The sequence below is a fragment of the Psychrobacter sp. ANT_H3 genome (assembly GCF_027919975.1).
In the GTDB taxonomy this organism is placed as follows: domain Bacteria; phylum Pseudomonadota; class Gammaproteobacteria; order Pseudomonadales; family Moraxellaceae; genus Psychrobacter; species Psychrobacter maritimus.
Genome location: NZ_JAQISM010000007.1, coordinates 87,896 through 112,532, shown reverse-complemented (window position 1 = coordinate 112,532; position 24,637 = coordinate 87,896). Strand labels below are relative to the sequence as shown.

The 24,637-nt window shown below is 43.0% G+C and carries 21 protein-coding genes; 10 read left to right on the top strand and 11 right to left on the bottom strand.

Annotated features, from left to right (window positions below; translation table 11 throughout):
• Positions 1 to 195 precede the first annotated feature (195 nt).
• Together PG901_RS05425 and PG901_RS05420 are read left to right on the top strand one after the other, a co-directional pair.
• The gene (locus PG901_RS05425) at positions 196 to 2,016 is read left to right on the top strand and encodes an acyl-CoA dehydrogenase C-terminal domain-containing protein (RefSeq protein WP_201629243.1); all 1,821 of its coding nucleotides are present in this window, start codon (positions 196 to 198) and stop codon (positions 2,014 to 2,016) included.
• A gap of 310 nt (positions 2,017 to 2,326) precedes the next feature.
• Positions 2,327 to 2,803 carry a hypothetical protein gene (locus PG901_RS05420; RefSeq protein WP_271133786.1) on the top strand — a complete coding sequence of 159 codons (477 nt, stop codon included), beginning with the start codon at positions 2,327 to 2,329 and terminating at the stop codon, positions 2,801 to 2,803.
• Positions 2,804 to 2,879: 76 nt separating this feature from the next.
• Here the strand turns inward: PG901_RS05420 and PG901_RS05415 are convergent, their stop codons facing one another.
• Positions 2,880 to 3,254, bottom strand: coding sequence for a 5-carboxymethyl-2-hydroxymuconate Delta-isomerase (locus PG901_RS05415; RefSeq protein ID WP_271133785.1), 375 nt, complete (start codon positions 3,252 to 3,254; stop codon positions 2,880 to 2,882).
• A 39-nt stretch (positions 3,255 to 3,293) separates the two neighbouring features.
• Positions 3,294 to 3,782 (bottom strand): Cys-tRNA(Pro) deacylase, encoded by a 489-nt coding sequence (gene ybaK, locus PG901_RS05410; RefSeq protein ID WP_271133784.1) that lies wholly within the window; start codon positions 3,780 to 3,782, stop codon positions 3,294 to 3,296.
• 303 nt (positions 3,783 to 4,085) lie between these two features.
• Between ybaK and plsB the strand changes: the two genes are divergently transcribed.
• Complete coding sequence (gene plsB, locus PG901_RS05405) at positions 4,086 to 6,962, top strand: glycerol-3-phosphate 1-O-acyltransferase PlsB (protein WP_271133783.1); 2,877 nt, start codon at positions 4,086 to 4,088, stop codon at positions 6,960 to 6,962.
• 147 nt (positions 6,963 to 7,109) lie between these two features.
• Here the strand turns inward: plsB and ettA are convergent, their stop codons facing one another.
• Positions 7,110 to 8,771, bottom strand: coding sequence for an energy-dependent translational throttle protein EttA (gene ettA / locus PG901_RS05400; RefSeq protein WP_271133782.1), 1,662 nt, complete (start codon positions 8,769 to 8,771; stop codon positions 7,110 to 7,112).
• A 521-nt stretch (positions 8,772 to 9,292) separates the two neighbouring features.
• On the opposite strand from ettA, the gene PG901_RS05395 reads away from it, so the two are divergent.
• The gene (locus PG901_RS05395; protein WP_201618948.1) at positions 9,293 to 9,583 is read left to right on the top strand and encodes a GNAT family N-acetyltransferase; all 291 of its coding nucleotides are present in this window, start codon (positions 9,293 to 9,295) and stop codon (positions 9,581 to 9,583) included.
• A 392-nt stretch (positions 9,584 to 9,975) separates the two neighbouring features.
• Complete coding sequence (locus PG901_RS05390) at positions 9,976 to 10,269, top strand: 4a-hydroxytetrahydrobiopterin dehydratase (RefSeq protein ID WP_183619515.1); 294 nt, start codon at positions 9,976 to 9,978, stop codon at positions 10,267 to 10,269.
• A 182-nt stretch (positions 10,270 to 10,451) separates the two neighbouring features.
• Here PG901_RS05390 and PG901_RS05385 read toward each other — a convergent pair whose 3' ends face one another.
• A complete protein-coding gene (locus PG901_RS05385) occupies positions 10,452 to 10,607 on the bottom strand; it encodes a DUF1328 domain-containing protein (RefSeq protein WP_068407724.1) in 156 nt (51 codons plus the stop codon).
• A 544-nt stretch (positions 10,608 to 11,151) separates the two neighbouring features.
• Between PG901_RS05385 and PG901_RS05380 the strand changes: the two genes are divergently transcribed.
• The gene (locus PG901_RS05380) at positions 11,152 to 12,450 is read left to right on the top strand and encodes a saccharopine dehydrogenase family protein (protein WP_271133781.1); all 1,299 of its coding nucleotides are present in this window, start codon (positions 11,152 to 11,154) and stop codon (positions 12,448 to 12,450) included.
• Between the two features lie 482 nt (positions 12,451 to 12,932).
• The gene (locus PG901_RS05375; RefSeq protein ID WP_271133780.1) at positions 12,933 to 13,343 is read left to right on the top strand and encodes a hypothetical protein; all 411 of its coding nucleotides are present in this window, start codon (positions 12,933 to 12,935) and stop codon (positions 13,341 to 13,343) included.
• A gap of 208 nt (positions 13,344 to 13,551) precedes the next feature.
• On the opposite strand, the gene PG901_RS05370 is transcribed toward PG901_RS05375, so the two are convergent.
• Positions 13,552 to 16,086 carry a Tex family protein gene (locus PG901_RS05370; protein WP_271133779.1) on the bottom strand — a complete coding sequence of 845 codons (2,535 nt, stop codon included), beginning with the start codon at positions 16,084 to 16,086 and terminating at the stop codon, positions 13,552 to 13,554.
• 444 nt (positions 16,087 to 16,530) lie between these two features.
• On the opposite strand from PG901_RS05370, the gene ompR reads away from it, so the two are divergent.
• Positions 16,531 to 17,295: an osmolarity response regulator transcription factor OmpR gene (ompR, locus tag PG901_RS05365; RefSeq protein WP_201565950.1), complete on the top strand. Its 765-nt coding sequence runs from the start codon at positions 16,531 to 16,533 to the stop codon at positions 17,293 to 17,295.
• 91 nt (positions 17,296 to 17,386) lie between these two features.
• Complete coding sequence (locus PG901_RS05360; RefSeq protein WP_271133778.1) at positions 17,387 to 18,520, top strand: CobW family GTP-binding protein; 1,134 nt, start codon at positions 17,387 to 17,389, stop codon at positions 18,518 to 18,520.
• A gap of 141 nt (positions 18,521 to 18,661) precedes the next feature.
• On the opposite strand, the gene PG901_RS05355 is transcribed toward PG901_RS05360, so the two are convergent.
• From PG901_RS05355 to ubiG, 4 genes are all read right to left on the bottom strand, one after another.
• Entirely contained in the window at positions 18,662 to 18,928 is a 267-nt protein-coding gene (locus PG901_RS05355; protein ID WP_183619498.1) for a DksA/TraR family C4-type zinc finger protein, read from the bottom strand.
• A gap of 162 nt (positions 18,929 to 19,090) precedes the next feature.
• Positions 19,091 to 19,888, bottom strand: coding sequence for a YciK family oxidoreductase (locus PG901_RS05350; protein WP_271133866.1), 798 nt, complete (start codon positions 19,886 to 19,888; stop codon positions 19,091 to 19,093).
• 110 nt (positions 19,889 to 19,998) lie between these two features.
• On the bottom strand, positions 19,999 to 20,709 hold the full coding sequence (locus PG901_RS05345; RefSeq protein WP_271133777.1) for an HAD family hydrolase: 711 nt from the start codon (positions 20,707 to 20,709) through the stop codon (positions 19,999 to 20,001).
• 74 nt (positions 20,710 to 20,783) lie between these two features.
• Positions 20,784 to 21,653: a bifunctional 2-polyprenyl-6-hydroxyphenol methylase/3-demethylubiquinol 3-O-methyltransferase UbiG gene (gene ubiG, locus PG901_RS05340; RefSeq protein ID WP_271133776.1), complete on the bottom strand. Its 870-nt coding sequence runs from the start codon at positions 21,651 to 21,653 to the stop codon at positions 20,784 to 20,786.
• A gap of 614 nt (positions 21,654 to 22,267) precedes the next feature.
• Here ubiG and PG901_RS05335 point away from each other — a divergent pair.
• Entirely contained in the window at positions 22,268 to 22,888 is a 621-nt protein-coding gene (locus PG901_RS05335) for a thiol:disulfide interchange protein DsbA/DsbL (RefSeq protein WP_183619492.1), read from the top strand.
• A gap of 128 nt (positions 22,889 to 23,016) precedes the next feature.
• Here PG901_RS05335 and yjgA read toward each other — a convergent pair whose 3' ends face one another.
• Both yjgA and rapZ read right to left on the bottom strand, forming a co-directional pair.
• Positions 23,017 to 23,529, bottom strand: a complete 513-nt coding sequence (gene yjgA, locus PG901_RS05330; RefSeq protein WP_201564375.1) for a ribosome biogenesis factor YjgA — start codon at positions 23,527 to 23,529, stop codon at positions 23,017 to 23,019.
• A 118-nt stretch (positions 23,530 to 23,647) separates the two neighbouring features.
• A complete protein-coding gene (gene rapZ / locus PG901_RS05325) occupies positions 23,648 to 24,625 on the bottom strand; it encodes an RNase adapter RapZ (RefSeq protein ID WP_271133775.1) in 978 nt (325 codons plus the stop codon).
• Positions 24,626 to 24,637 lie beyond the last annotated feature (12 nt).

The window sequence follows — 24,637 nt, the reverse complement described above, 5'->3', positions numbered from 1 at the left end:
AATGCTACAACAGCTGTTTTTTATCAAGGACGCCTTAACGGTTCTCTAAATGGATAAGCTGTTCTTAATAAAACTGCATGACAATCTATAATCTTGTCAACCTTTACCCCAAATAATTGAACAACCGTTTACATAAGCCGTGGCTCACATATTGAGCTGACCGTCTATGATAGCGAATAACCAAAGAGAGCGACTATGTTAACTTACAAAGCACCTTTGCGTGATATCAAGTTTTTGATAAATGATGTTTTCGACTTCCAAACGCATTATAAAGATTTGGACAATGGCGAAAACGCTGACCCTGAAACGGTCGATATGATTTTGCAGGGCATGGCTGATTTTGCCGAAAACGTCCTTGCACCACTTTATCAGCCAGCAGATGCAGAAGGCTGTCATTTTGAAAATGGTGTGGTCACCACGCCAAAAGGCTTTAAAGAAGCTTATGATCAGTTCGTTGAAGGCGGCTGGCAAGGTATCTCGTACCCTGAAGAGTACGGCGGTATGAACTTACCGATGTCAATTAACCTTATTAAAGCTGAGATGATTGGTACGGCTAACTGGCCATGGGCGATGTATCCTGGTCTATCAACGGGTTGTATCAATACTTTACTACAGTATGGTACGGACGAGCAAAAAGCGACTTACTTACCTAAATTGGTTGAAGGCACTTGGGCCGGTACCATGTGTTTGACTGAGCCACAGTGTGGTACCGATTTGGGACAAGTTAAATCAAAAGCCATCCCGCAAGATGATGGTACTTATAAAATTAGCGGTACAAAGATTTTCATCTCAAGCGGTGAGCATGACTTAACCGATAACATCGTCCATATCGTTTTAGCCCGTCTACCAAATGCGCCAGAAGGCACGCGCGGTATCTCACTATTTATCGTACCAAAATTCTTACCAACTGCTGAAGGCGAATCAGGCGAGCGTAATGGTGTGGCTTGTGGTTCTATTGAACACAAAATGGGTATCAACTCATCATCAACCTGTGTCTTAAACTTTGATGACGCGGTTGGTTACTTAATCGGTGAGCCAAACAAAGGCCTAAAAGCCATGTTTACCTTTATGAACACCGCCCGTATCGGTACTGGTATCCAAGGGTTGGCGCACACTGAGCTGTCTTTCCAAAACGCCCTACCTTACGCAAAAGACCGTCGTTCTATGCGTACCTTGTCAGGTACCAAAGACCCTGAAAAAGTTGCTGATGCGATCATTCATCATGCTGACGTTCGTCGTATGCTATTGACCCAAAAAGCCTTTGCTGAAGGTGGTCGCTCGATGATTTATCACTCAGCGCGCTATGCTGATAAAATGTCGCAAGGCGTTGCCAACGGTGATGATGCTGAGTTTGAAAAATGGGATGATAAATTAGGCTTCTATACGCCTATCCTAAAAGGCTTCTTAACTGAGCTAGGTATCGAAGCGGCAAAACACGGTCAGCAAATCTACGGTGGTCACGGCTATATCAAAGAATGGGGCATGGAGCTTATCGCTCGTGATGCTCGTATCGCCACTATGTACGAAGGGACCACTGGCGTCCAAGCGCTTGATTTGCTAGGTCGTAAGGTTATCTTACAGTCTAAAGGTAAAATCATCCGTGATTACACCTCAAGCATCATGAAATGGTGTGGCGAGTATGCGCTTGATAAAGACATGCGTAAATTCGTTTGGGCACTGACCAAACTATGTGCTGAGTGGAATACTTTGACGGTACGCTTGATGCTGATGGCACGTAAAGACCGTGAAATCATCTCAGCGGCTTCAGACGATTTCTTGATGTACTCAGGCTATGTAATGATGGGTTATCACTGGGCGCGTATGGCGGCTGTCGCTTATGACAAGCTTAAAAATGGCGGCACTGAATCTCCAGAATTCTATAAAGCCAAAATCCAAACCGCTGAATTCTATTTCGATAAATTGTTGCCACGTACTTCAGGTCACGCTGAAGCCATGGTCGCACCAAGCGATAGCATGACAGCGATGAAGATTGAGAACTTTGCTTTCTTAGATTAAGATTGCAAACGTATTAATTGACTGATTAATTGCTTAATAATTAATAAGAAAAGCGCCTATTATTTAGGCGCTTTTTTATGTTTAATTAAAAGTCAGAATATCCTAAAACTGGAAATACTAAAGCTAGAAATACAGTCAATTCAAAATACAGTCAATTCGTTAATATCCTCGTGCTGTTGGGATAAATTTTTCTTGCTTGCTGTTCGCAAGCGTGACAGAGGAGAGGCTACAAAAAATTTATCCCACCAGCAGTTTGCTTCGGTTTTACATCGAATAGACTACAGCGAATAAACTTAGTTAGGAGACGACGATGTTTGCCATTAATAACAAAACTACTTTATTAAGCGCACGAGTGATAAAAACACTGTTGCTTAGTGTCACATTGATAGGCGTTAGTGCAAATAGTACGTTGGCTAAAAGTAGCGACAGCCCTATTCATTTTGCGAAAGGCGCTATTAGTAGTACGGTGACTGGTAAATTAAAACCCAATGAAAACGAACGCTGGTATCGCTTTGATGCCAACAGTGGGCAATATGCCATTATTAATATTGCGCCACTTGCTGGCACGCCTGAGACGGCCAATGTCGGCGTATTGCATATGCCAAACGGTACACAAGATGGCACCAAAGGCGGTATCATTTATCAAGGTTGCTTACCCACAACCGGAAAATATCGCTTACGTATCGCCCGTAATCTAATGGCCACTCAAGGTAAAACGGCAGGTTATAAGGTTGAGGTGATGATATTACCTAAATATGCCAGTGAATCCTTATGCGAGTCTTTATAAGTTTATCAAAATACTAACAATATACTAGCGACGGAAAAGCGCGTAGTAAATACTCGTAAACAGTCATAAGCAGCCATTAGTCATCAAGCATTTTCTTATGATAAATCGCGCTGATTTCTTCCACCTCAACACAGATCTGTATACCTACGCGCCCTGATTGCTCGGCATCTAATGCCTCTTCTATAGCAGCCGTTAATAACTCGGCGAGCTGATGGCGTATGACCTCGTCACGGCCGCTCATTATTTTTAGATACGCATAAACAAAACCATTAACTTGCTCATCGTCTGCAATACCAACCAAAAACGTCTCAATCGGTACGATACGCGCTTTGATATCAGCTGGCTTAGCAAAGTGCCCACTGTCCCATAATGCTTGATTTAATGCTTTAAGAAATGACGCTTCATGAGCAATCGTGACATTTGGCGTTACTTGAATGGTTAAATGCGGCATCGGTAAAATCCTTAAAAAAGTAGCAAAACTTGTTAAACACTAATCGTCAACAATATCCGCAAAGCGTGCCGCAAGGGTGGTTGCCAATTGCTCAGGCGGCAGTTCAATCTCCAAACCTCGGCGGCCGCCACTGACATAGATAGTGCTTTGCTCTTGCGCAGAAGCATTGATGACCGTTGATAGGCGCTTTTTTTGCCCTAAAGGGCTGACGCCGCCGAGCACATAACCAGTAGTTCGTTCGACTTGTTTGGGGTCGGCCATTTGCACTTTTTTGCATGCCAGCATTTTATGAGCAGATAGCGCCTTGGCCATTTTTTTGAAATTTAAGGTTTTATCCACGGGTAAAATAGCCACCGCCAGCACGCCAGTATCGGTTGTGACCACCAAGGTTTTAAACACACGCTCGGCAGCAATGGCCAGTTTTTCAGCGGCTTCCAAACCAAAAGACGCAGCATTACTGTCGTGAGTATATTCGTGTAATTTATAATCAAGGTGACGTTGTTTGGCAAGTTTGATAGCAGGAGTCATAATATTTTAGCTTCGATACAGAAAGGGTAAAGAATAAATTTTAAAAAGATTTAAACAACAATGTACGATTTCATTTTAATTCCGGCTTAATCTTATCGCTAGTTTAGCAGATATAGTATTGCGCGAAATGGCTGATATTTCTACCTATGACTTCAAATAATTGCGCCTCTTAATAGCTATCTTAGCTGATAAACTCTCTGGTGATATTATTAATATTAACAGTATATACAGACACCATATATCGCTTTGATGGCTTTTATGGCATCATAAGCGCAACACATTTGACTAATTTTGATACTCATTATGATACCGAAGTTCTTAAAAAAACGGATTTTTAAAGCGCCCGTAACGACTGGCGACACGGCAACTACTAAAGACTTAGACAGCGCTATCAGCCCAGTCGTGCCAAAGCCTTATTCTAATGCCCCGATTAATCAGCTATATCGCAAGCTCTCGGGGCAGATGCTTGATGTTGCCGTCAAGCCAAAGCTATTGGGCGAGTTGCCTGAGTTTGATGACGACGACAACATTCTCAGATTTTATGTGCTGCAAGACTATTCGCGCTCCAACAGTATTTTGATTGACCTGCAAACACAAGAGCATAATCTGCCACCAGCGTTAGTCGGGGTACAAGATATTGCTCACGATATTAAAGAAAACGCGGCGATTATATTTTTACATCATCCGCATGCCAAAGACAGCCAACTGTCACCTCGCCTATCGCGCTTGGTCTCTGCCGTTTTACAGCATCCAGAATTAAAGGTGCGTTTGGTGCCAGTCTCCATCCTGTGGGGACGCGCGCCAGAAAAAGAAGACTCGTTATTTAAGCTTTTGACTGCTGACAACTGGCAAGACCCTAGTATCACCAAGCAGTTATTTAATATCGGCGTGATGGGACGCGATACCTTTGTTCAATTCCATCCACCGCAAGATTTGCGTACCCTTATTAATGATAGTCTTAAAGGCGATGGCGAAGGATTCTCTGTCTTTGATTCAGTAGCCAGCGATTTAAAAGACAGTCTTGCACAAGATACTTTATTAAAAGACCGTTTATTAGACGACACTTTATTAACAGAAGGTGCTTTAGAAGATAGCGAATTAACAGCTAATATTCTAAATAACAGTGCTGCAAAGAATAGCAACAGTATCACAAATGAAGTCGACGAAGCGCCAAGCTATGCCATGGTTGCCGCAGCGGATGGCAACCGTGAACTGGTGCGCTCGTTGCAACAACAGCTTAATATCTATTTAGACAAACAGCGTGCCAGTATGCTTGGCCCTGATTTGTCAGACAGACGCAACTTGGTCGATAAATTGGTATATTCGCCAGCCATCAAGAACGCCATAGAAGCCGAAGCTGAGGCCTCTGGTATCAGCGTCCGTGAAGCCCGTGCCTTGGCAAAAGGCTATGCCAATGAGATGGTCAATGACTATTCGCACTCTATTGTGCGCGGTTTTTATAAGTTCCTTACTTGGCTATGGACGCAACTTTATGATGGCGTCGAAGTACATCATTTTGAGCGTGTACGCGAGCTGGCAGCAGATTACGAGCTGGTTTACGTACCTTGTCACCGTAGCCATGTCGATTACCTGCTGCTGTCTTATGTCATCTATAAGCGTGGCCTGAGTATTCCTTATGTTGCCGCTGGTGACAATTTAGATGTGCCAGTATTAGGGCCGTTATTGCGCGGCGCGGTTGCTTTTTATATTCGTCGTAGCTTCCGTGGCAATGCGCTTTATACCGCGGTACTCCGTGAATATATGCACACGCTGATTACCCGTAACACGCCGATTGAATACTTTATCGAGGGCGGACGCTCGCGTTCAGGACGTCTATTACCGCCAAAAATGGGTATGCTGGCGATGACTGTCCATAGTCAATTACGTCACTCTGAGAAACCGGTGGTATTTATACCGACTTATATTGGTTACGAGCGCATCATGGAAGGCGGCACCTATGTCGGTGAGCTAAAAGGTAAGCCAAAAGAATCTGAATCATTAATAGGCTTATTGAAAGTTGGGCGTAAGATTGAGCGTATCTTTGGCAATGTACATCTAAGCTTTGGCACGCCGCTGCATCTTAGCGACTTTATGCAAAAGTTTGACGTACCAGCCAATAGCTTGCCTGCCGATCGCACCGATACGCCGCTTGATGATAAAGCCAGCGCCATGGTCGATAATATCGGCGTCAAAGTCATGCAGCATATTAATAAAGCAGCGGTTATCACCCCTGTATCACTATTGTCGTTGGTACTATTATCCGCACCGAAATCGGCGCTTGACGAAGATATTTGCCGTGAGCAAATTGCCCTATATCAAGGTCTGGCTCAGCAGCTACCTTACTCAGCTGATACCGTCATCACCGATATGTCGCCGCAGCAAATCATCGATTATGGTATTAAGTTGAAGCTTATCGAGCGTAGACCGCATATCTTGGGTGATATTATTCAGATTGCCGGTAAGCAAGCTGCTCTGCTTAGCTATTTCCGTAACAATATCCTGCATGTCTTTATTTTATTATCATTCCTATCGGCCTTGGTAGCACGTAATGGTCGCATCGAACGCAGTCGTCTAAATAGCATTGCCGAACAATTATATCCGTTCCTTCAAAGTGAGCTGTTCTTATACTATCCAGCCCATGGTTTGACAGAAACGCTCAACAAGAAAGTCGATAGCCTGCTGGCAAATGGCCTGATTGTAGAATTGAGCGATGGCATGCTGAGCGTCCCTGAGACAAATAGTAAATGCTATCAGCAGCTACAAGTGCTGGCGACGCCTGTTGAACAAAGCCTTGAGCGCTACTTTATGACCCTTGCTTTACTTGCCCAGCAAGGCTCAGGCAATCTGACCGAAAATGAAGTCGTTGACCTTTGTCATCTGCTTGGACAGCGTTTGTCGGTACTGTATGCCGATGATATTCCTGACTTCTTTGACCGTGCTTTATTTACCAGCTTTATCAGTGCCTTGACTCGTCTTGACTACTTGCAGAAAAACGAAGAAACGGGCATCTTAACCTTTGATCAGCGTATCGACCTTATTGCCCATCATGCAAAATATGTATTAAGTCCTGATATGATGCAAATTTTACAGCAAGTAGCTAGCCTCAATGAAGAAGAGATTGCCCACGCCATTACTGAGATTAGTAATAAGAAGCAGCGTAAATTTGGTCGTAAGCGTTAAGTTATATCTCGCAACACTCAATCATTTAGCAAAAAAAAAGACCTCTAATCAATTAGAGGTCTTTTTTATATCAGTTTTAAATTCCTAAACAGCCAATTTTTTATCAGCTGTTAGATAGCTATCTGACAGCTGTCTTAGGTAGATGTTCTAGGTAGAAATTTTCTTATACTTCATACGCTTAGGACTGGCGTCATCACCCATGGTCTTTTTGCGATAGGTTTCAAACTCAGAATAGTTACCATCGAACCAAACTGGGCCTTCATCTTCGAATGCCAAGATATGAGTGGCGATACGGTCAAGGAACCAGCGATCATGCGACACCACCATGACGGTACCTGGGAATACTTGAATCGCATCCTCTAGCGCACGTAGGGTTTCGATATCCAAATCGTTTGAGGGTTCATCAAGAAGCAATACGTTTGCGCCCTGCTTTAGCGTCTTAGCAAGCTGCAAGCGGTTACGCTCACCACCTGATAATTGACCAACGTGCTTTTGCTGGTCTGAGCCTTTGAAGTTAAAGCGACCGATATAAGCGCGGCTTGGCGTCGTATAGTCACCAACGGTGATGATATCTAGGCCGTCAGACACTTCTTCCCAAACGGTTTTGTTATCGTCCAAGTTATCACGTACCTGACCAACATAGGCAACCTTGACACTTTCACCTAGATCAACTGAACCAGTATCTGGCGTATCACGTTCGGTAATCATGTTAAATAGCGTGGTTTTACCCGCACCATTTGGACCAATGATACCGACGATAGCGCCTGCTGGCACGTTAAAGCTTAGGTTTTCATAAAGCAAGCGATCGCCAAACGATTTAGAGATATCGTTGACTTCGATGACTTTATTACCTAGACGTGGACCTGGTGGAATGTAAATCTCTGAGGTCTCGTTACGCTTCTGGAACTCTTGTGAGTTCAATTCTTCAAAGCGCTGTACACGAGATTTAGACTTGGCCTGTTGGCCCTTTTGATTTTTACGAATCCACTCAAGCTCTTTTTTCAGCGCTTTAGCAAAGGATTCTTCTTGCTTATTCTGCTGCTCTAGACGGGTATTCTTTTGCTCGAGCCACTCAGTATAGTTACCTTCGTACGGATAGCCATGGCCACGGTCAAGCTCCAAAATCCACTGAGCAACGTTATCCAAGAAATAACGGTCATGGGTAATGGCAACGATAGTACCGCTATAGTTCTGCAAGAACTGCTCTAACCATGCTACGGACTCAGCGTCCAAATGGTTAGTCGGTTCGTCTAGTAATAGCATATCTGGGCGTGACAAGAGCAGACGACATAGTGCCACACGGCGTTTTTCACCACCTGATAGTTTGCTAACATCCGCATCCCATGGTGGCAGGCGCAAGGCATCAGCCGCTTTTTCTAGCTGGGTATTTAAGTTATGCGCATCCCATGCTTGGATGATGTCTTCCATCTTGCCCTGTTCTTCAGCAAGCTTATCAAAGTCTGCATCAGGCTCAGCGTACTCAGCATAAATGGCATCTAAACGAGCAAGCGCATCTAACGCTTCACGCATACCGTCTTCAACGTTACCACGCACGTCTTTGCTGTCGTCAAGCTGTGGTTCCTGCGGCAAATAACCAATTTTGGTGCCAGTTTGCGCACGTGCTTCACCACTAAATTCCGTATCCACGCCCGCCATGATGCGTAGCAAGGTTGATTTACCTGAACCGTTGATACCTAGGACACCGATTTTGGCACCAGGGAAAAACGATAGGTTGATGTTCTTTAAGATTTCACGCTTAGGTGGAACAAGTTTTGACACGTTGTTCATCGTGTAAATATATTGAGCCATTAACACTCCGATAGACTGCATAGACGAGGCTGGCAAACCCTACTCAGCAATAATGCCAAATGGACTGCGCCTCAAAAATCAGGGTTATAAATTGTCTGTCATTATCGCATTGTGGCGCAACCCCTGCAAGCTAACAGGCTGTTTTACCTGTCGTTTTGCGCCTTTTAACTTTTTTTGCGGTCTTTTTGCTGATAGCAGCCCATTTTATTAACTATCTACGCTAAAACCTTGATTAAAAAATCATTCATTACAAACCCTTGTAGCAATACTTAAGGTAAAGTAAATCTATTAACATTTACCCTATCTAGCCTTACGGTTGATAACTAGAAAATTTGCTTAAAAAAGCCCACAATAAGCAGAGTAAGCTACTAATGATAAGAGCTAACTTGATAAAAAATAGCTTAGTCATACAAATTAGCAAGTACAAGTTTAATAAGCACAGTTTAATAACTACCATTAAATTAATAAGCGTAAAAGCACTAGCTACGAACAATTATAAATATTAATAACGGAGATTTTTTATGAGTAATAATAATAGCAAACCAGTAGATATCACCCATGACGAGCAAGCAAAGCGTTTTGAGACCTCAATCGATGGTCATACCGGATATATCAGCTATCAGGAGCGTGACGATAAATTGGTCTACGACCATACCATCGTTCCGCAAGAATTGGGCGGTCGCGGTGTCGGTTCAGCCTTGGTCAAACACGCCTTAAATTATGCACGTGATAATAATAAAAAAGTCGTGCCACAATGCTCGTTTGTTGCTTCATATATTGATAAGCACCCTGAATATCAGGACTTGCTTTAACCTAAGATGAGTCAGTAAGTTAAGTCCATCACTAAGGCTTTATGACTAGAGCGATGCTATAAAATTGAGCGTTAAAAGCGATCGTTATTTATCGCTACAACCTTACGATATTTTAAGCATTAATGACCTACTATTACCCTCCTATTTATCTGATGTTCTTTATTATATTTTTGCCTACAAATATATAATAAGAGATTAGAAATAGGTGGGTTTTTTGCCCTATACTGCTTATATTATTGACGGCTGATATTGTTTGCTACTTATATCAGTTATCAGTCGTTAACATAAGACGGCTATCATAAAGTAACTGGCATAAAGTAATTAGGATAAAACAGTTCCTAGACAGCAATCTTGTCATCAAACCCTCCACTATAATAATAAAGGATATCACCATGAGTAGTTTATCTAATCAACAAGTTGATTTGCAGTTGGAAGAACTGCCAGGCTGGCAGCGCGATGGTAATGCTATCGTAAAAACCTACCACTTTGGCGATTTTGTTGAAGCCATGAGCTTTATGAATCAAGCAGCTTTTCATGCTGAAGCATTAGAGCATCATCCTGAATGGAGTAATACCTATAATGTGGTCGAAGTTCGCCTGACTACTGGTGATACCGGCGGCATTACTAGCCATGATGTTCGTTTGGCAAAACGAATGGAGCATATCATCCAGCCTAAAACCTTTTAGCATTTAACATTTAGCATTTAACAATATAGTCCAGAGCGCATACAGCATTTGAAAGCACTTAGCATTTGAAAGCACTTAACTTTTGAAAGTACTTAAATTTTGACCATAAAAAAGTCCTCTATTGAGGACTTTTTCTTGTTATGAGCATGAATACTTAAAATCTAAGCAGTCACTGTTCTCTATTACATGCGGCGACTAACAAATGCGACAATGAATAGAATCACAGCAATAGCTAGTAGAATGTAGGCAAAGTTTGCAGATAGGCCAGCAACACCGCCAAATCCTAGGAAACTTGCAATTAACGCGATTACGGCAAAAATAATAGCCCAACGAAACATAATAATTCTCCTCAAATAATAGTTTAAAAACGAAATACTAAGACCGCTTTGGTAAACACCAACAATCCCTTTATCAGTTAAATCGTCTTACCTTAATAGTCTTAATCATCCAATATTTTACTTTTTGTTTTAATACTGAACGGCTTACGAATATAGATTAGCAATGATTGGCTGTAGAAAACGTTCATTTTGGTAATAATGTCGATAGGTTATGTAAACTTTGTAGCAAATCTTACCATTTTGCAGTTTTTACTTGGCTTTTGAAGACTTATGTGTAGAGATAGTGAACGTTTGCTTACACTCAGCTGTTTTTATAAGAAAATTGGCAGTAATTTTCAACTCTATACTTTAGTATTTTTTACAGGCTGTCACTTAAAGCCATTAATTAGTAAAGCCGTTAATTAATAAAACCGCTTCCTAGTAAAAGCCACTTATTGAAAATGAATTAGCAAAACCACTTAGCGATATTTTTTAGAACAAGCGTTTCATAATAAGCATTTAATAGACAACATCTAACAACAACGACCTAATAAGGAAGATAAATATGAATACGGATACTTCAAACCCTAGCAATGCAGTAAATGATAAGCAAGCAACCTCTAGCGAAAAACGCCCTTATGCAGTGGTTCTTTATGGAGCAACCAGTTTTGTTGGACAGATTACAGCGCACTATCTAACAGAATTTTTATCAAATGCTAAAGACAAAAATGGCGCAAACGTTACTTGGGCGATAGCCGGTCGTGATAAAGAAAAACTCAATGAGCTGCAATCTAAACTTGCTAGCAAAGTCGATATTATTATTGCGAATAGTGACGATGCAGCTAGCCTCGATAAAATGACCAAGCAAACCCAAGTTATTATCTCAACCGTTGGCCCTTACCTAAAATATGGCGAGCCTTTGATTAAATCTTGCGCGGAAAACGGTACCGATTATGTCGATTTGACCGGTGAAGCTATCTTTATTAAAGACATGATGGATAAGTATCAGGATACGGCAAAGCAAAGCGGCGCGCGTATCGTCAACTCATGTGGCTTTGACTCTATCCCATCTGACTTGGGCGTTTACTTTACCCAGCAGCAAGCAGAAGAAAAATTTGGCAGCACCTGTGATGTGATTAATATGCGTGTCAAAGCAGCAAAAGGTGGTTTATCGGGCGGCACGATTGCCTCGATGGCGACTATCTTTGAAGAAGTCGGCCAAGATAAATCCCGCCGTAAGCAAGTAGCAAATCCTTATTTACTCAATGATGATAAAGATGCGCCAAACGTGCGCCAAGCCAATGTCAGCAAACCTGAATACGATGACGAGCATAAACGCTGGCTGGCACCCTTTGTGATGGCAAGTATCAATACTCGCATCGTGCATCGCAGTAACCAACTGCTAGGCTATGAATATGGTCGCGACTTTAAGTATGACGAAGCAATGTGGATGAAAGATGGCCTTAAAGGCAAGCTATCAAGCTATGCAATGAGTGCAGGCTTATTAGGTTTTGCCACTGCCATGATGATTACGCCAAGTCGCGAGCTTTTATCTAAGCACGTATTGCCTAAATCAGGCTCGGGTCCTTCTAAAGAAGAGCAAGAAAACGGTTATTTTGATATTCGCCTATTTGGCCAGACCGCCGATAAAGATAGCATCAATACCAAAGTCACCGGTGACAAAGATCCTGGTTATGGCAGCACCTCGCGTATGTTGGCCCAAGCAGCATTGTGCTTAGCGCAGGATATTAGTAAAGAAGAGGTTGGCGGCGGTTTTTGGACGCCCGCTTCCGCCATGGGCGATAGCTTATTAACGCGTTTAGAAGCGCACGCTGGTCTTAGCTTTGAAGTCGTCGATGCTTAATAACATTCATGATTAAAACCAAAGTAATGTGATTTTAACTAATATAGTAATGACCGCCTCTTAGTAATAAGAGGCGGTTTTTTATTGTCTATACTTTTTCGGCTTATTTTTTATCTGACAATAACCATACAGTAGTTGCACAAAATCACCTATAAACATCCATCTGTTAGACTTTTAATTTATGTACTACTGAATCAACGCTTGTTTAGTTGGTATTCTCCCCTCTAGATTTTATAACTGCTTTAATTTGGCTTATAAAACTCTTTATCCAAATCGATCATGATAATCGCTTACTGGTTATCATGATTTTATTTTTCCTATAGATTAGATGTTAGTTATATTAAATATATAGATTCGAAATATTAAATAAATCTCGATATTTGGCTGTTATATACCTCTGTTATATACAGCACACAAAATAAGCGTCAAGTTTGAAATGCTTTAAACTGACATGATAAGACTATAAATTAAGGAATTAATTCATGAAAAAAAGTACTTTATCTTTATCGCTACTCATTGGCGCTGCACTCACTATCCCAAGTTTGGCTATGGCAGCACCTGCTGATAAAGCAGCAGCAGAGAAGCAAACGGCGGTTGCTGCAACCACACTTGAGCCTGCAAGCGAAAACACCAGTAGTAAGTCAGTAGCCAATCAAGCTAATCCAATTCAAATTAGCGAAACTCAAACTATCTCAAGATCAAAGGTCAGTGTTAACAATAGCGCTAGCCAACAGCCGATGACCACTGAGCTACAAGCTGAGCAAGCGGCTATGCAAAATCCAGAAGATACGCTGCAGCCACAAGCACAAGATGAAATGCTAGAAGAAGAAGCTGTATTAGAAGAAGATTCATTAGAGACAGAAGAAGACGTAGAAGTAACGGAAGATTTATAAATTATAGGTCAAACGCTTGTATGAGTAGATAAAACCTTAAAGTTCTTTATTACCAACAAAGCTATTATCAACAAGCCAAACCACTCTTAAAGGGACTCCTCCAATATATCCCCAATAAAAAAGGCAGCCATCGATGGCTGCCTTTTTTAGTTGTTTATCGTTAAATAAAACCCTTATAACCATAAACAGTCATTACTTTAAACAGACACTACTTTTTAGCTTTGGTCACGCCAGCTTCTTGTAATAATGCCCCAAGCGTACCCATTTTACTAGGTGCTTCTGCTTTCTCAGCTCTAGGCGCTTTACGGCGGTTATTGGCGCTGTCTTTATCTTGACGATTGCCACGCGGTTTTGTTGCACGCTTATCAGCAGCTGGACGGTTACTAGCTGGACGATTGCTGCGTGGACGGCTAGCCTTATCGTCATTGCCTGTACTTTCTGCAGTCGACTTCGCAGCTGGGCGTACTGGTTTTTCAGACTCAGGCTTCATACTAAAGCCGATACGGCCGCGTTTTTCATCGATAGAAATCACACGTACCAAGACGATATCGCCTGGTTTGACGCGGTTCATTGGGTCAGCGACGAAGTCATTGGCCATCTGAGAGATATGCACCAGACCATCTTGATGGACACCGACATCAACAAAGCAACCAAAGGCTGTGACGTTGGTCACCACGCCTTCAAGCTGCATACCTTCGCTCAAGTCTTTAATACTATTAACGTCTTCACGGAAGTTAGCAGTTTTAAACTCAGGACGTGGGTCGCGTGCAGGCTTGGCAAGCTCTTCAATGATGGCTTTGACACTGATATTGTCATCGTTAGCAGCAAGCGCAGTGGTATCGATAGTATTTAACACACCATCGTTACCAATGACTTCTGGCAACGTTTTACCGGTTTGCTCAAGTAAGCTGTCAACCAGCGCATAGCTTTCCGGATGCACGCCTGTCGCATCAAGAGGATTGCTACCGCCATGGACGCGTAAGAAACCTGCGGCTTGCTCAAAGGTTTTTACCCCTAAGCGTGGGACGTTCTTTAATGCTTCACGGCTATCAAAGGCGCCGTGCTCTTTACGATAGGTAACGATTTGCTGAGCGACGTTTTTATTCAAACCAGCAATATGCGCCAAGATAGCAGGACTTGCCGTATTTACATCAACACCAACGGCGTTCACGCTGTCTTGGGTGACTTTATCTAGACTGTCTGCTAATTGAGTTTGATTGACGTCATGCTGATATTGACCAACGCCTATCGCTTTTGGATCAACCTTAACCAATTCTGATAGCGGATCTTGCAAGCGACGGGCGATAGAAACTGCACCGCGTACAGAGACATCTAAATTAGCAAGCTCATCACTGGCAAGCTCACTCGCCGAATAAACTGACGCGCCTGATTCATTAACGATAACGGCTTTGGCTTTTAATTCAGAGTTGGCGGCCAAAATCTCTTTAATCATCGCATCTGTTTCGCGGCTAGCCGTACCATTGCCGATAGCGACCAAATCAACCTTATAAGTGCTTAATAATTCATCGATGACTTTTTTGGCTTCATCCATCTTATTATCAGGGGCGAATGGATAAACGGTTGCAACGACAGGCTTGTCTTCGCTGTCTAGCATGACATGGCCTTGAGCATCGACAATCGCCATTTTGACGCCATGACGGATACCCGGATCAACACCTAAGATCACTTTACGGCCAGCAGGCGCTGACATAAGTAAATGCTGTAAATTATTGGCAAATACATCAATCGCATCGGCTTCAGCGGACAGACGTTTTTCAGTCAATAAACGATGCTCGATATGCGGACGCCATTTTTCTTTCCATAAACTGGTCGCAGCCTCCACTAAAAATTCTTGACGTTCTGCTGGCGCTTTGGCATCAATCTCAAAGTGCTTGACGATTTTTTCGATAAATGGAGCGTCTTCGCCTTCGATTTTAAGACCTAAAACGTTTTCTTGGCGACCGCGCAGCATCGCTAATAGGCGATGATTTGGCAGACGCGCCAAGCTTTCACTATGCTCAAAGTAGTCTTTGAATTTTTCGCCAACTTCACGTTTTTCTTCACTAGCAACAGCAGAGACGATACTCGCCGTTTTAGCAAAGCCACTGCGCAGATTATCGAGTAAGTCTAACGCTTGCGTCCATTCATCAACGATGATGGCTTGTACGCCTGCCAATTGCTTGTCGATATCGCTGAAGTCGACTTCAATCTCATTACCGCTATCATCGGTAATGCTAGATTGTGCTTGATAGTCGGCCAGCGCCTCTGTCGGCGTAATCTCTTGCGTTAAGACCGCTTGTGCGGCCACATCAAGACCGGCGGCACGGGCTTTAGCAGCTGGTGAACGGCGACGTGGACGGTATGGCAAGTAGATGTCTTCAAGCTCAAGTTTCGACGTCGCATTATCAATGCGCGTCTGTAGCTCTTCAGTCAAATTGCCCTGCGTGCTCAGCAGCTCGGTAATTTTGAGGCGACGGGTTGCCATATCGCGCTCATAATTGAGCGACTTCTCTAAAGCTCGCAGCTGCGCATCGTCAAGATTCTGCGTCTTTTCTTTACGGTAACGGGCAATAAACGGAACGGTCGCGCCTTCATCGTAAAGTTTGACAAACGCATTGACTTGAGCAGTCTTAATGCCAAGCGCGCGAGCAAGCTTGTCGTGAATATTCGCGTGTGTGGTTGCATCCAAAACCTGTGCATTTGTCGAGGTTTGAGATGGCGTTAAGGTATCAGTGCTACTCATAGACGTATCAATCGTTGAGAAATGTAGTTTTGCATTATAGCAAAAGCTGCATGAATAAAAATCCTTTTTATCTTTTCGTTATTTATCGCCTGTTTTATGGCAAAAATCGTCTGATATCGTTCTTTCTAACGCCTTGTTAAACAAACGCATACAGCATTTATCCGTATCAGTGATGCAATTGCGCCTGCAATCTTATACACTAAAGTATCAAGGGCACAAATATGGCTAAGCCCTGCTATATTGAACAAAAGTCTTTATTTTTATAGGTTTTTTCCACGACTATATTTTTTATGACAACTAATGGTTTGCTAATCATGATTTACTTATCAACGGAATGATCATTAAATAATAATAAGATTTTTACCCGCGTTTTTAATGGTATTTTTATAAACGTTTTTTACTAAAAACTGCTACTAATAATAATTTTTATAAGAGGATGACTGTATGACAGATAACAACAGCCCTGACACCTTAAACCAACGCATTTTGGTCGTTGATGACGATGCACGCTTGCGCTCTTTATTACAACGCTTTCTAGAAGACGATGGTTTTGTCGTCCGTACGGCGCATGATGGCAATCAGATGGACAAATTGATGCAACGTGAGCTGTTCTCATTGGTGGTTTTAGATTTGATGCTACCAGGCGAAGACGGTATTAGTATCTGTAAGCGCTTGCGCGAAGACAATGGTGATATCCCGATTATCATGCTTACCGCTAAAGGTGGCGATGCCGATCGTATCGCTGGCCTCGAAGCCGGCGCTGATGACTATTTGCCAAAGCCATTTAACCCAAAAGAGCTGTTGGCCCGTATCAAAGCGGTGCTGCGTCGTCAAAATCGTGAGCTACCGGGTGCACCAAGCCATCAGCTTGAAGTGGTTGAGTTTGGACCATGGACGCTTGATTTATCGACCCGTACCCTTAAACGTGATGGCAATGTGGTCACTTTGACGACCGGTGAATTTTCAGTATTAAAAGCTTTGGTACAGCATCCACGTGAGCCATTAACGCGTGATAAATTGATGAACCTTGCCCGTGGTCGTGAATGGGGCGCGATGGAGCGCTCTATCGACGTGCAAGTGTCACGTTTGCGCCGTTTGATTGAGGACAATCCTTCACAAGCGCGTTATATCCAAACCGTTTGGGGCGTGGGTTATGTATTCGTGCCCGACGAAGCAGAAGTTGAAGCGGCCAAAAATGAGTCGTTATAAACTCATAAATGCTGCTTGCGGCTATTGATACCTCAGATGGTTAATATTTCATCCTATTAATATCACGGGCGCAACATTGAAATCACCTATTATGCTTCAAAACATACCCTGCACCTTGGTGACAGGGTTTTTGGGTTCTGGCAAAACCACACTCATTAATCAATTAATTGCGACCAAACCACTGGGTGAGCGCTGGGCATTATTAATTAATGAGTTTGGTCGTATCGGGATCGATGGCGCACTACTAACCAGCTCGCAAGATAGCCATACGAAAAATGATATCGCCATTCGTGAAGTGAGCGGCGGCTGTATTTGTTGTACCAGTCAGTTGCCACTACAAATCGCTCTGAGTCGCTTGCTCAGTGACCATCATCCAAAGCGTCTGCTTATCGAGCCAACAGGACTTGCCCATCCGCGTGAGCTTATCCAACAGCTGAGCGCGCCGCATTGGCAAACGGCTTTAAAGATGCAAGCGGTCATCACGGTGCTTAGCGCCCTGCAATGGCAACAAGAAAAATATCGTACTCATGAGGGTTTTCAGGCGCATGTCCGCGATGCCGATGTCTTAGTCATTAATCGCTATACTCAATTAAGCGCTGACGAAAGACAAGCGCTTCAAGCATGGGTAGCCAAGCTCAATGCACAAATTTCTATTATTTGGGCAGAATCTGACAAGCAGATAACTACTCATAAGATAAATACATCAACAGGCTATTCAGCAGCATTAAGTGCACAGCTCGGCAAGCCCAGTTTTGTCATCTCAAAGCAGCAAAGAGTCAATATCAATGAGCCATACATAGCGGTTGTAGGCTTAAAGCCGCTGAGTCATTCTTTAACAGCGAATACCTTCCACAATCCTGAAAGCAATGACGATAATAAGCCCGATACAAGTGTAGAGCTGCCCTATCGTTATCATGAGCAACAAAAAGATATTCTACTGGCAGGGTGGCGACTACCAGCAGAATATGTATTAGATGCCGATAAGTTACAGGATTGGCTGTTAAAGCTGCCAAATTGGCAACGTATCAAAGGCGTTGTGCAAACCTCTCATGGCTGGCTACAAATCAATTTTACTCCTGATAGCTTGTCCACAAAGATAGTGAGCGCACAAGCAGATAACCGACTAGAGATTATTTTGCAAGCAAGTACTGAGCAAGAAGATGCGACAGCGGTCAAGATAGATTGGGAAGTGTACGACCTTGAGCTGATGGCATTGATGTTATAGATAGTTATAGTTATTGATTGCCTAGCCAGCTATCGGCAGTGATAGACAGATTATTGATAATAATTGACAGTAATGATAATGCTGATGAAGATAAAACCGATAAAAAAATCCCCCACTATCAACATAATGGGGGATTTTTTATTAACGCAATTGGCTGTCTTTACTACCGCGGCGATTAAATAGCTCAGTCGCCTTTGCTTCTTGTTCAAGCTCCGTTTGACAGCCGACGCAGTGTTGCACACCCGGCACGGCAATACGCCGCGCCTCTGGAATCGGGTTGCCGCATTCATCACAGAACTCAGCACTTTTACCCGTTGGCAGCGCACGACGTGCCCGCTCTAACGCATCGTTGACAGTCGCATCCATTTGCTCATGCTCTGCCCCATCTCTTGACCAGCCACCTGCCATAATCCCATCCTATTTTTTATTAACGATATTTAAATCATAATTTATAAAAGTCTTTAATAACAAATAGATGGGGTTATAAGTCGCTTATTTCAATAAATACGCAATTTTATAAATACTATTAATAGTTATAAAAATTCTAAGCAATAGGAATACAGCTGCTTATTAATCTTTTGGTTGTAGCTCAATCACTTGACCGCGCACACCGATGCTCTCATCACTCATTAAAAACACATAACCGCCCATAATATCTTCCGGGGTTTTAAGGCTCATCGGATTTTCGCCGGGAAAGGCATGGGCGCGCATATTGGTACGGGTGCCACCAGGATTGATACAGTTAAAGCGCAAGTTAGTGGTATTCTGCGTTTCTTGGGTAAAGATATCGCTCATGCCTTCTACCGCTTGCTTAGAGAGTGCATACGCGCCCCAAAACGCGCGAGGGTGAGTACCGACGCTACTAGAAGTAAAGACAATCGAACCATGTGCTGCGTCCTTAAGTAAAGGAAGCAGCGCTTGTGTGAGCATAAAGGTGGAGGTAAAGTTGACCTTCATCACTTGGGCAAACATATCAACATCGTACATCTCAAGGGGCGTCAAAGCCCCAAGCATGCCCGCATTATGCAAGATGCCATCAAGCTGACCGACTTCTTTAGCAATCAGATTTTCTAGCTTTTGCATCTCAGCATAGGTTGCGCCCTCTAGATTCATCGGTAGCATGGCTGGCTGCTTACCGCCAAAGCTCTCAATTTCATCATAAACGTATTCAAGCTTACTGCTAGTACGCCCCAACAATAATACCGTCGCGCCATAGCGCGCATAGGTTAAGGCGGCGATACGCCCGATACCATCACCGGCACCCGTTACCAAGATAGTTTTACCATCTAAACAGTCATCAGGCGGTATAAAATTACGAATATCGTCGTGCGATACAGCTGGCACAGAAGCTTGCGCCGCTGATGGCATCTGTTGTTGGCTAGTAGGCTGATTAGTATTGTCACTCATGGCATTACTCACTGCTTATTATTTAATAGGTAGGGTGCTTAATAGCTATTTCGTTAAATGGTTTATTTGCTTTATAAATAGTCAAACTTGCCAGAAGAAAGCAATAACTTATTCAAGTCTGCAGGGGTTTCGGTAATATAATCTGCGCCCCATTTCTTCAGGTTTTTTTGATCTTCAGGCGGAATATAACCGTAAGCGGCTAAGATAGTCGGCATGCCTGCAGCCTTGCCAGCTTCGATGTCACGTATATGATCGCCAACATAAAGCACGCTTTCAGCGGCACCACGCGGGATAGAGAGTCTTTCTAATGCTGCATACATTGGCTCTGGATCGGGTTTAGAGCGCGATACATCATCTGGGCACACCAGTACCGAACAACGCTCATTTAACTGCATTTTTTCTAATAACTGCTCAGCGAGATAACGCGGCTTATTGGTCACAATACCCCATGGCACGCTTTTTTCTTCTAATACGCGCAGCACCTCTTCAAGCTCATCAAAAACACAACTATCGACACATATTTCCGCTTCATAATCGTCTAAGAACTGCTGACGAAACTCCAGCAACTCAGATTCGCTGACCTCAAGTTGGTCGTTGTGGCGCAGCATCAGCTGCACCATCGCCGAGGCACCGGCAGAGACTTGCTCACGAATTTCGGCTTCAGGTGGCGCTTGCCAATCATTTTCGCCGCTCATTTTACCAATAATGCGGACGAAGTCCGCGGCAGTATCGATTAATGTGCCATCAAGGTCAAACAAGACAGCTTTTACAAATTGGCTCATAACAGGCGCTCTTAATATTAATTTAAAACATTGATTTAAAAAGTGGTCAAAAAGGAATGCTTATAAAAGGCGATTTACGCCAGTGGCTTTTGTACCGCCATCATATAATTAACATCGACGTTTTGTGCCAACCAATAACGCTTGGTCAATGGATTATAATGCAGTCCAATGATGTCTTGACGGGTAAAGCCTGCCGTTATCGCCATTTTATCCAACTCAGCTGGGGTGATAAATTTGGCGTAATCATGGGTGCCGCGATCAAGCAAGCGCAATACATACTCTGCCCCAACGATGGCAAACAGGTAAGATTTAGGATTGCGGTTAATCGTCGATAGCACGCAAACGCCGCCCGGTGCCAATAGTGTAAAGCACGCCTCGACAATAGCAGCTGGGTCTGGCACATGCTCAAGCATCTCCATACACGTCACGACATCGAACTGACCAGCATGGGTAGCCGCTAACTGCTCAATAGGAATATGCTGATAACGCAAGGTATCATCTAAGTTGCTTTGCTCAGCATGTAAGGCCGCCGCTTTGAGGTTTTCGGTACCGAGGTCGATACCGGTCACATCAGCGCCGCGACGTGCCATTGATTCTGCCAAAATACCGCCGCCGCAACCGACATCAAGGACTTTTTTACCCGCCAAGCCCATCTCTGCCGTTTTACTGCTATCAGCACTCATAAAGCCGCGCTTCACGTTTTCTTCTATCCAGTTAAGGCGTAGCGGATTGATTTCGTGCAAAGTAGCAAAAGCGCCAGTTTTATTCCACCATTCACTCGCCAAGTTATTGAATTTTTCCACTTCACTGGCATCGACATTGATAGCAGTGTTTTGGTCAAATTTGCTAGCAGCATTGTTATCTAGCTCGTTATTTGCGTAATCGTTTGAATCGTTGTTTGACTGATTATTCATAGGCTGGGCAGAAGAGAAAGCTTGGCTCATAGGGTTTTTCCTTTATGGGTATTATAGTTATTATCATTTATAGGCATGCTGACATGCTGACATGCTGACATGCTCAATAGCAGTATGCCCAATATTAGCATGAGAGCGGCGACTTTGTCGTGAGTACATCGTCACCGATTGTGAATCGCGGCAGTAAATACTTAAATTTTAATGAACATGTCAGCGTTATGATTATTATTAAGCAGCAGACTTTTATACAAGCGAAAAATTTGAAACTGTTTTATAACTTTGAATATTCTTAATAAGTCTTTCTTAACAAGCCTTAGTGAATAAGCAAGTCTTAGTGAATAAATAAGTTTCTCTGTGAAAAAAATTAATAGCTGTCAGCTTAAAACTAGCAGCTTAAAAATGATAAGTAAGATACCTTAAATAATAGCTCACAGCTTTACAACCGTTAGTTAAGAATCGGGTTCACAAGTGCGGGCATTTTACGCTATTATAGTCCGTACTCTATTATAGGTCGATTTAGCGAAGACAATTTAGATAATGCATTGTCGTTTATCTACTTTCAAACCTATATAAATGCGCTAAGCAACTTTTGATCTGAAAATTTGCACCAAACATTTTAAATTTTGACACCTCAAGGAACAAGTATGAAACGTATCATCGCATTGACTGGTCTGGCTTGTGCTATTGGGCTGGCCAATATGGGCGCGCAAGCCGCCAATTATGTCGCAGGAAAAGATTACCGTGTGCTAGACAATCCAGAAAAAATCAGCGGTGATGCTATCATTGTGCGTGAATTTTTCTGGTATGGCTGCCCGCATTGTAACGTCCTAAATCCGCATATGGAAAAATGGGCAAAAACTAAAGATAAAGACGTGGCCTTCTTTAAAACCCCAGCAGCGCTTAACCCAGTTTGGGAAGCCAGTGCCCGTGGTTTTTATGCCGCGCAATTACTAGGTTATGAAAACAAGACCCATGATGCGCTATTTGATGCGGTACATAAAGACGGCAAGCAATTATTTGACCAAGCGTCATTGAGCAAATGGTATGCCTCACAAGGCGTCAACGAAAAGAAATTTAACAGCCTATATAACTCATTTGCGGTTGGAACAAAAATTGGTCGCTCACAAGCAGGCGCTAAGCGTTATCAGCTCTCAGGTGTCCCAGCGGTTGTTGTCCATGGTAAATATGTGGTGACCGGCGAAAGCGCCACTGTCCCTAAAGTAGTTGATTATCTGGTCGATAAAGTACGTGCAGAGAAAAAATAAGTCAGTCTGCACAATTGATTAACCAGTATTAGTTTATAGAAAAATATAAAAAGCCAATCATCACTGATTGGCTTTTTTATGGGTCGTTATTATGAACGGCAACGCCGCTTTATAGCCAGTATAATTGGCTACATCTTTAGCTGTGACAATATCGCCACTTCCCGAATATAACTGGCCAAATCCTCTTTAGACTCTGCCATCAGCTCATCGTCTTGCATATGCTTAGCATATTCAATCCAAAGCAACAGCTGATACATACTATTGCGCTCAGAGGCTTTATATTGTTTAACAAACTGCTTAAGCGTGCCTTCATCATTGATGTTTAAGCGCTCAAACCAACTCTCGATTTTAGAAACTTGCTCTTTTGGGAAAAAGGCATCAAACAAGGCTTTGACCAATTCATGGCGGTTTTCTTCACTGATAAGTTTACCGACACGCTTGGTTTGGCGATTGCGCGCATTGGCACTGGTGATATCAGCAAGCGCCATCAGCTCTGCCATAAAATAATCACTTGCTGGCAGGTTTTTGAGCTGTTTTTTCGATAAGCTGGCAAGCGGTATCGACAGTGCTTGCAAGCGCTCATGAGCTTTTTTGAGCTCTGTGCGCGAGACGCGCATATCATGTTCTGACCAGTCAATCATAAAAGCTTTCCATTTTTCGAGATAATAAATAATAGATAATAGATAGTAAATAATAAAGTTAATCGCATTTTTGCCATTTATACCTTGCAGCTTATAAGTTTTAGCTACAAAGAAAGCATCACCAACGATTCTTTTCACGGTGTTTAGCAACAACGGTCAAGCCTTCAGGCAGGCCAGCGGTCAGCTTATCTTGCAAATGCTTGGTGATAAATACCGAGCGATGTTTGCCGCCCGTACAGCCAATAGCGACCGTGACCGTATGGCGATTGTTATGCAGAAAATCAGGTAACCAACGATTAAGAAATTTTGCGATATCTTCAGTCATCTCAGACACTTCTGGATAATCGGCAAAAAATTCAGCAACCTCAATATCAAGACCGGTCGCAGCTCGTAGCGTTGGGTTCCAATGCGGATTGGGCAAAATGCGCACGTCAAAAACAAAATCTGCATCAATTGGGCTGCCGTATTTAAAGCCAAACGATAGCAGGTTAATCACTATTTGATTATCAACCCCAACATAATCACGCAAGCGCTCTTTCAACTGATGGATATTCAGCATAGTGGTATCGATTTTGACATCCGCATGCTTAAATATCGGCTGCAAAAGCTGAATTTCTCTTTCAATCGCTGCTGGCAGATTATAAGTGGTATTTTCTATGCCTTTAGTATCTTGCACCATCAACGGATGAATACGGCGGGTAGCATTAAAGCGCGCAACCAAGGTTTCTTCTTGCGCCGTCACATATACCACGGTGACAGCCTCTTCGCCATATCTTTGCTTTAACGCATCATGTGTTTCAGCAAAATTGGACAAATCCGCACGTGGTGTACGAATATCGACACCCAGCGCGATGCGTTTAATCCCACTATCACAGACCAGTTTTTGCGCCGCTTCAGGAACCAATGACAAAGGCAAATTATCAATAGAATAATAGCCCAAATCTTCTAAGATATTGAGTACTGAGGTTTTACCTGAACCTGAGCGCCCTGATACTACTAAGATACTTAGTCTATCTTTATTTTCTACTTTCGCGTTTATAGGCTTTGCTAAATTGTCATTTGCCTGTGCTTGCTTATCATCCTTACTTGCACTCATGATCCGTCATCC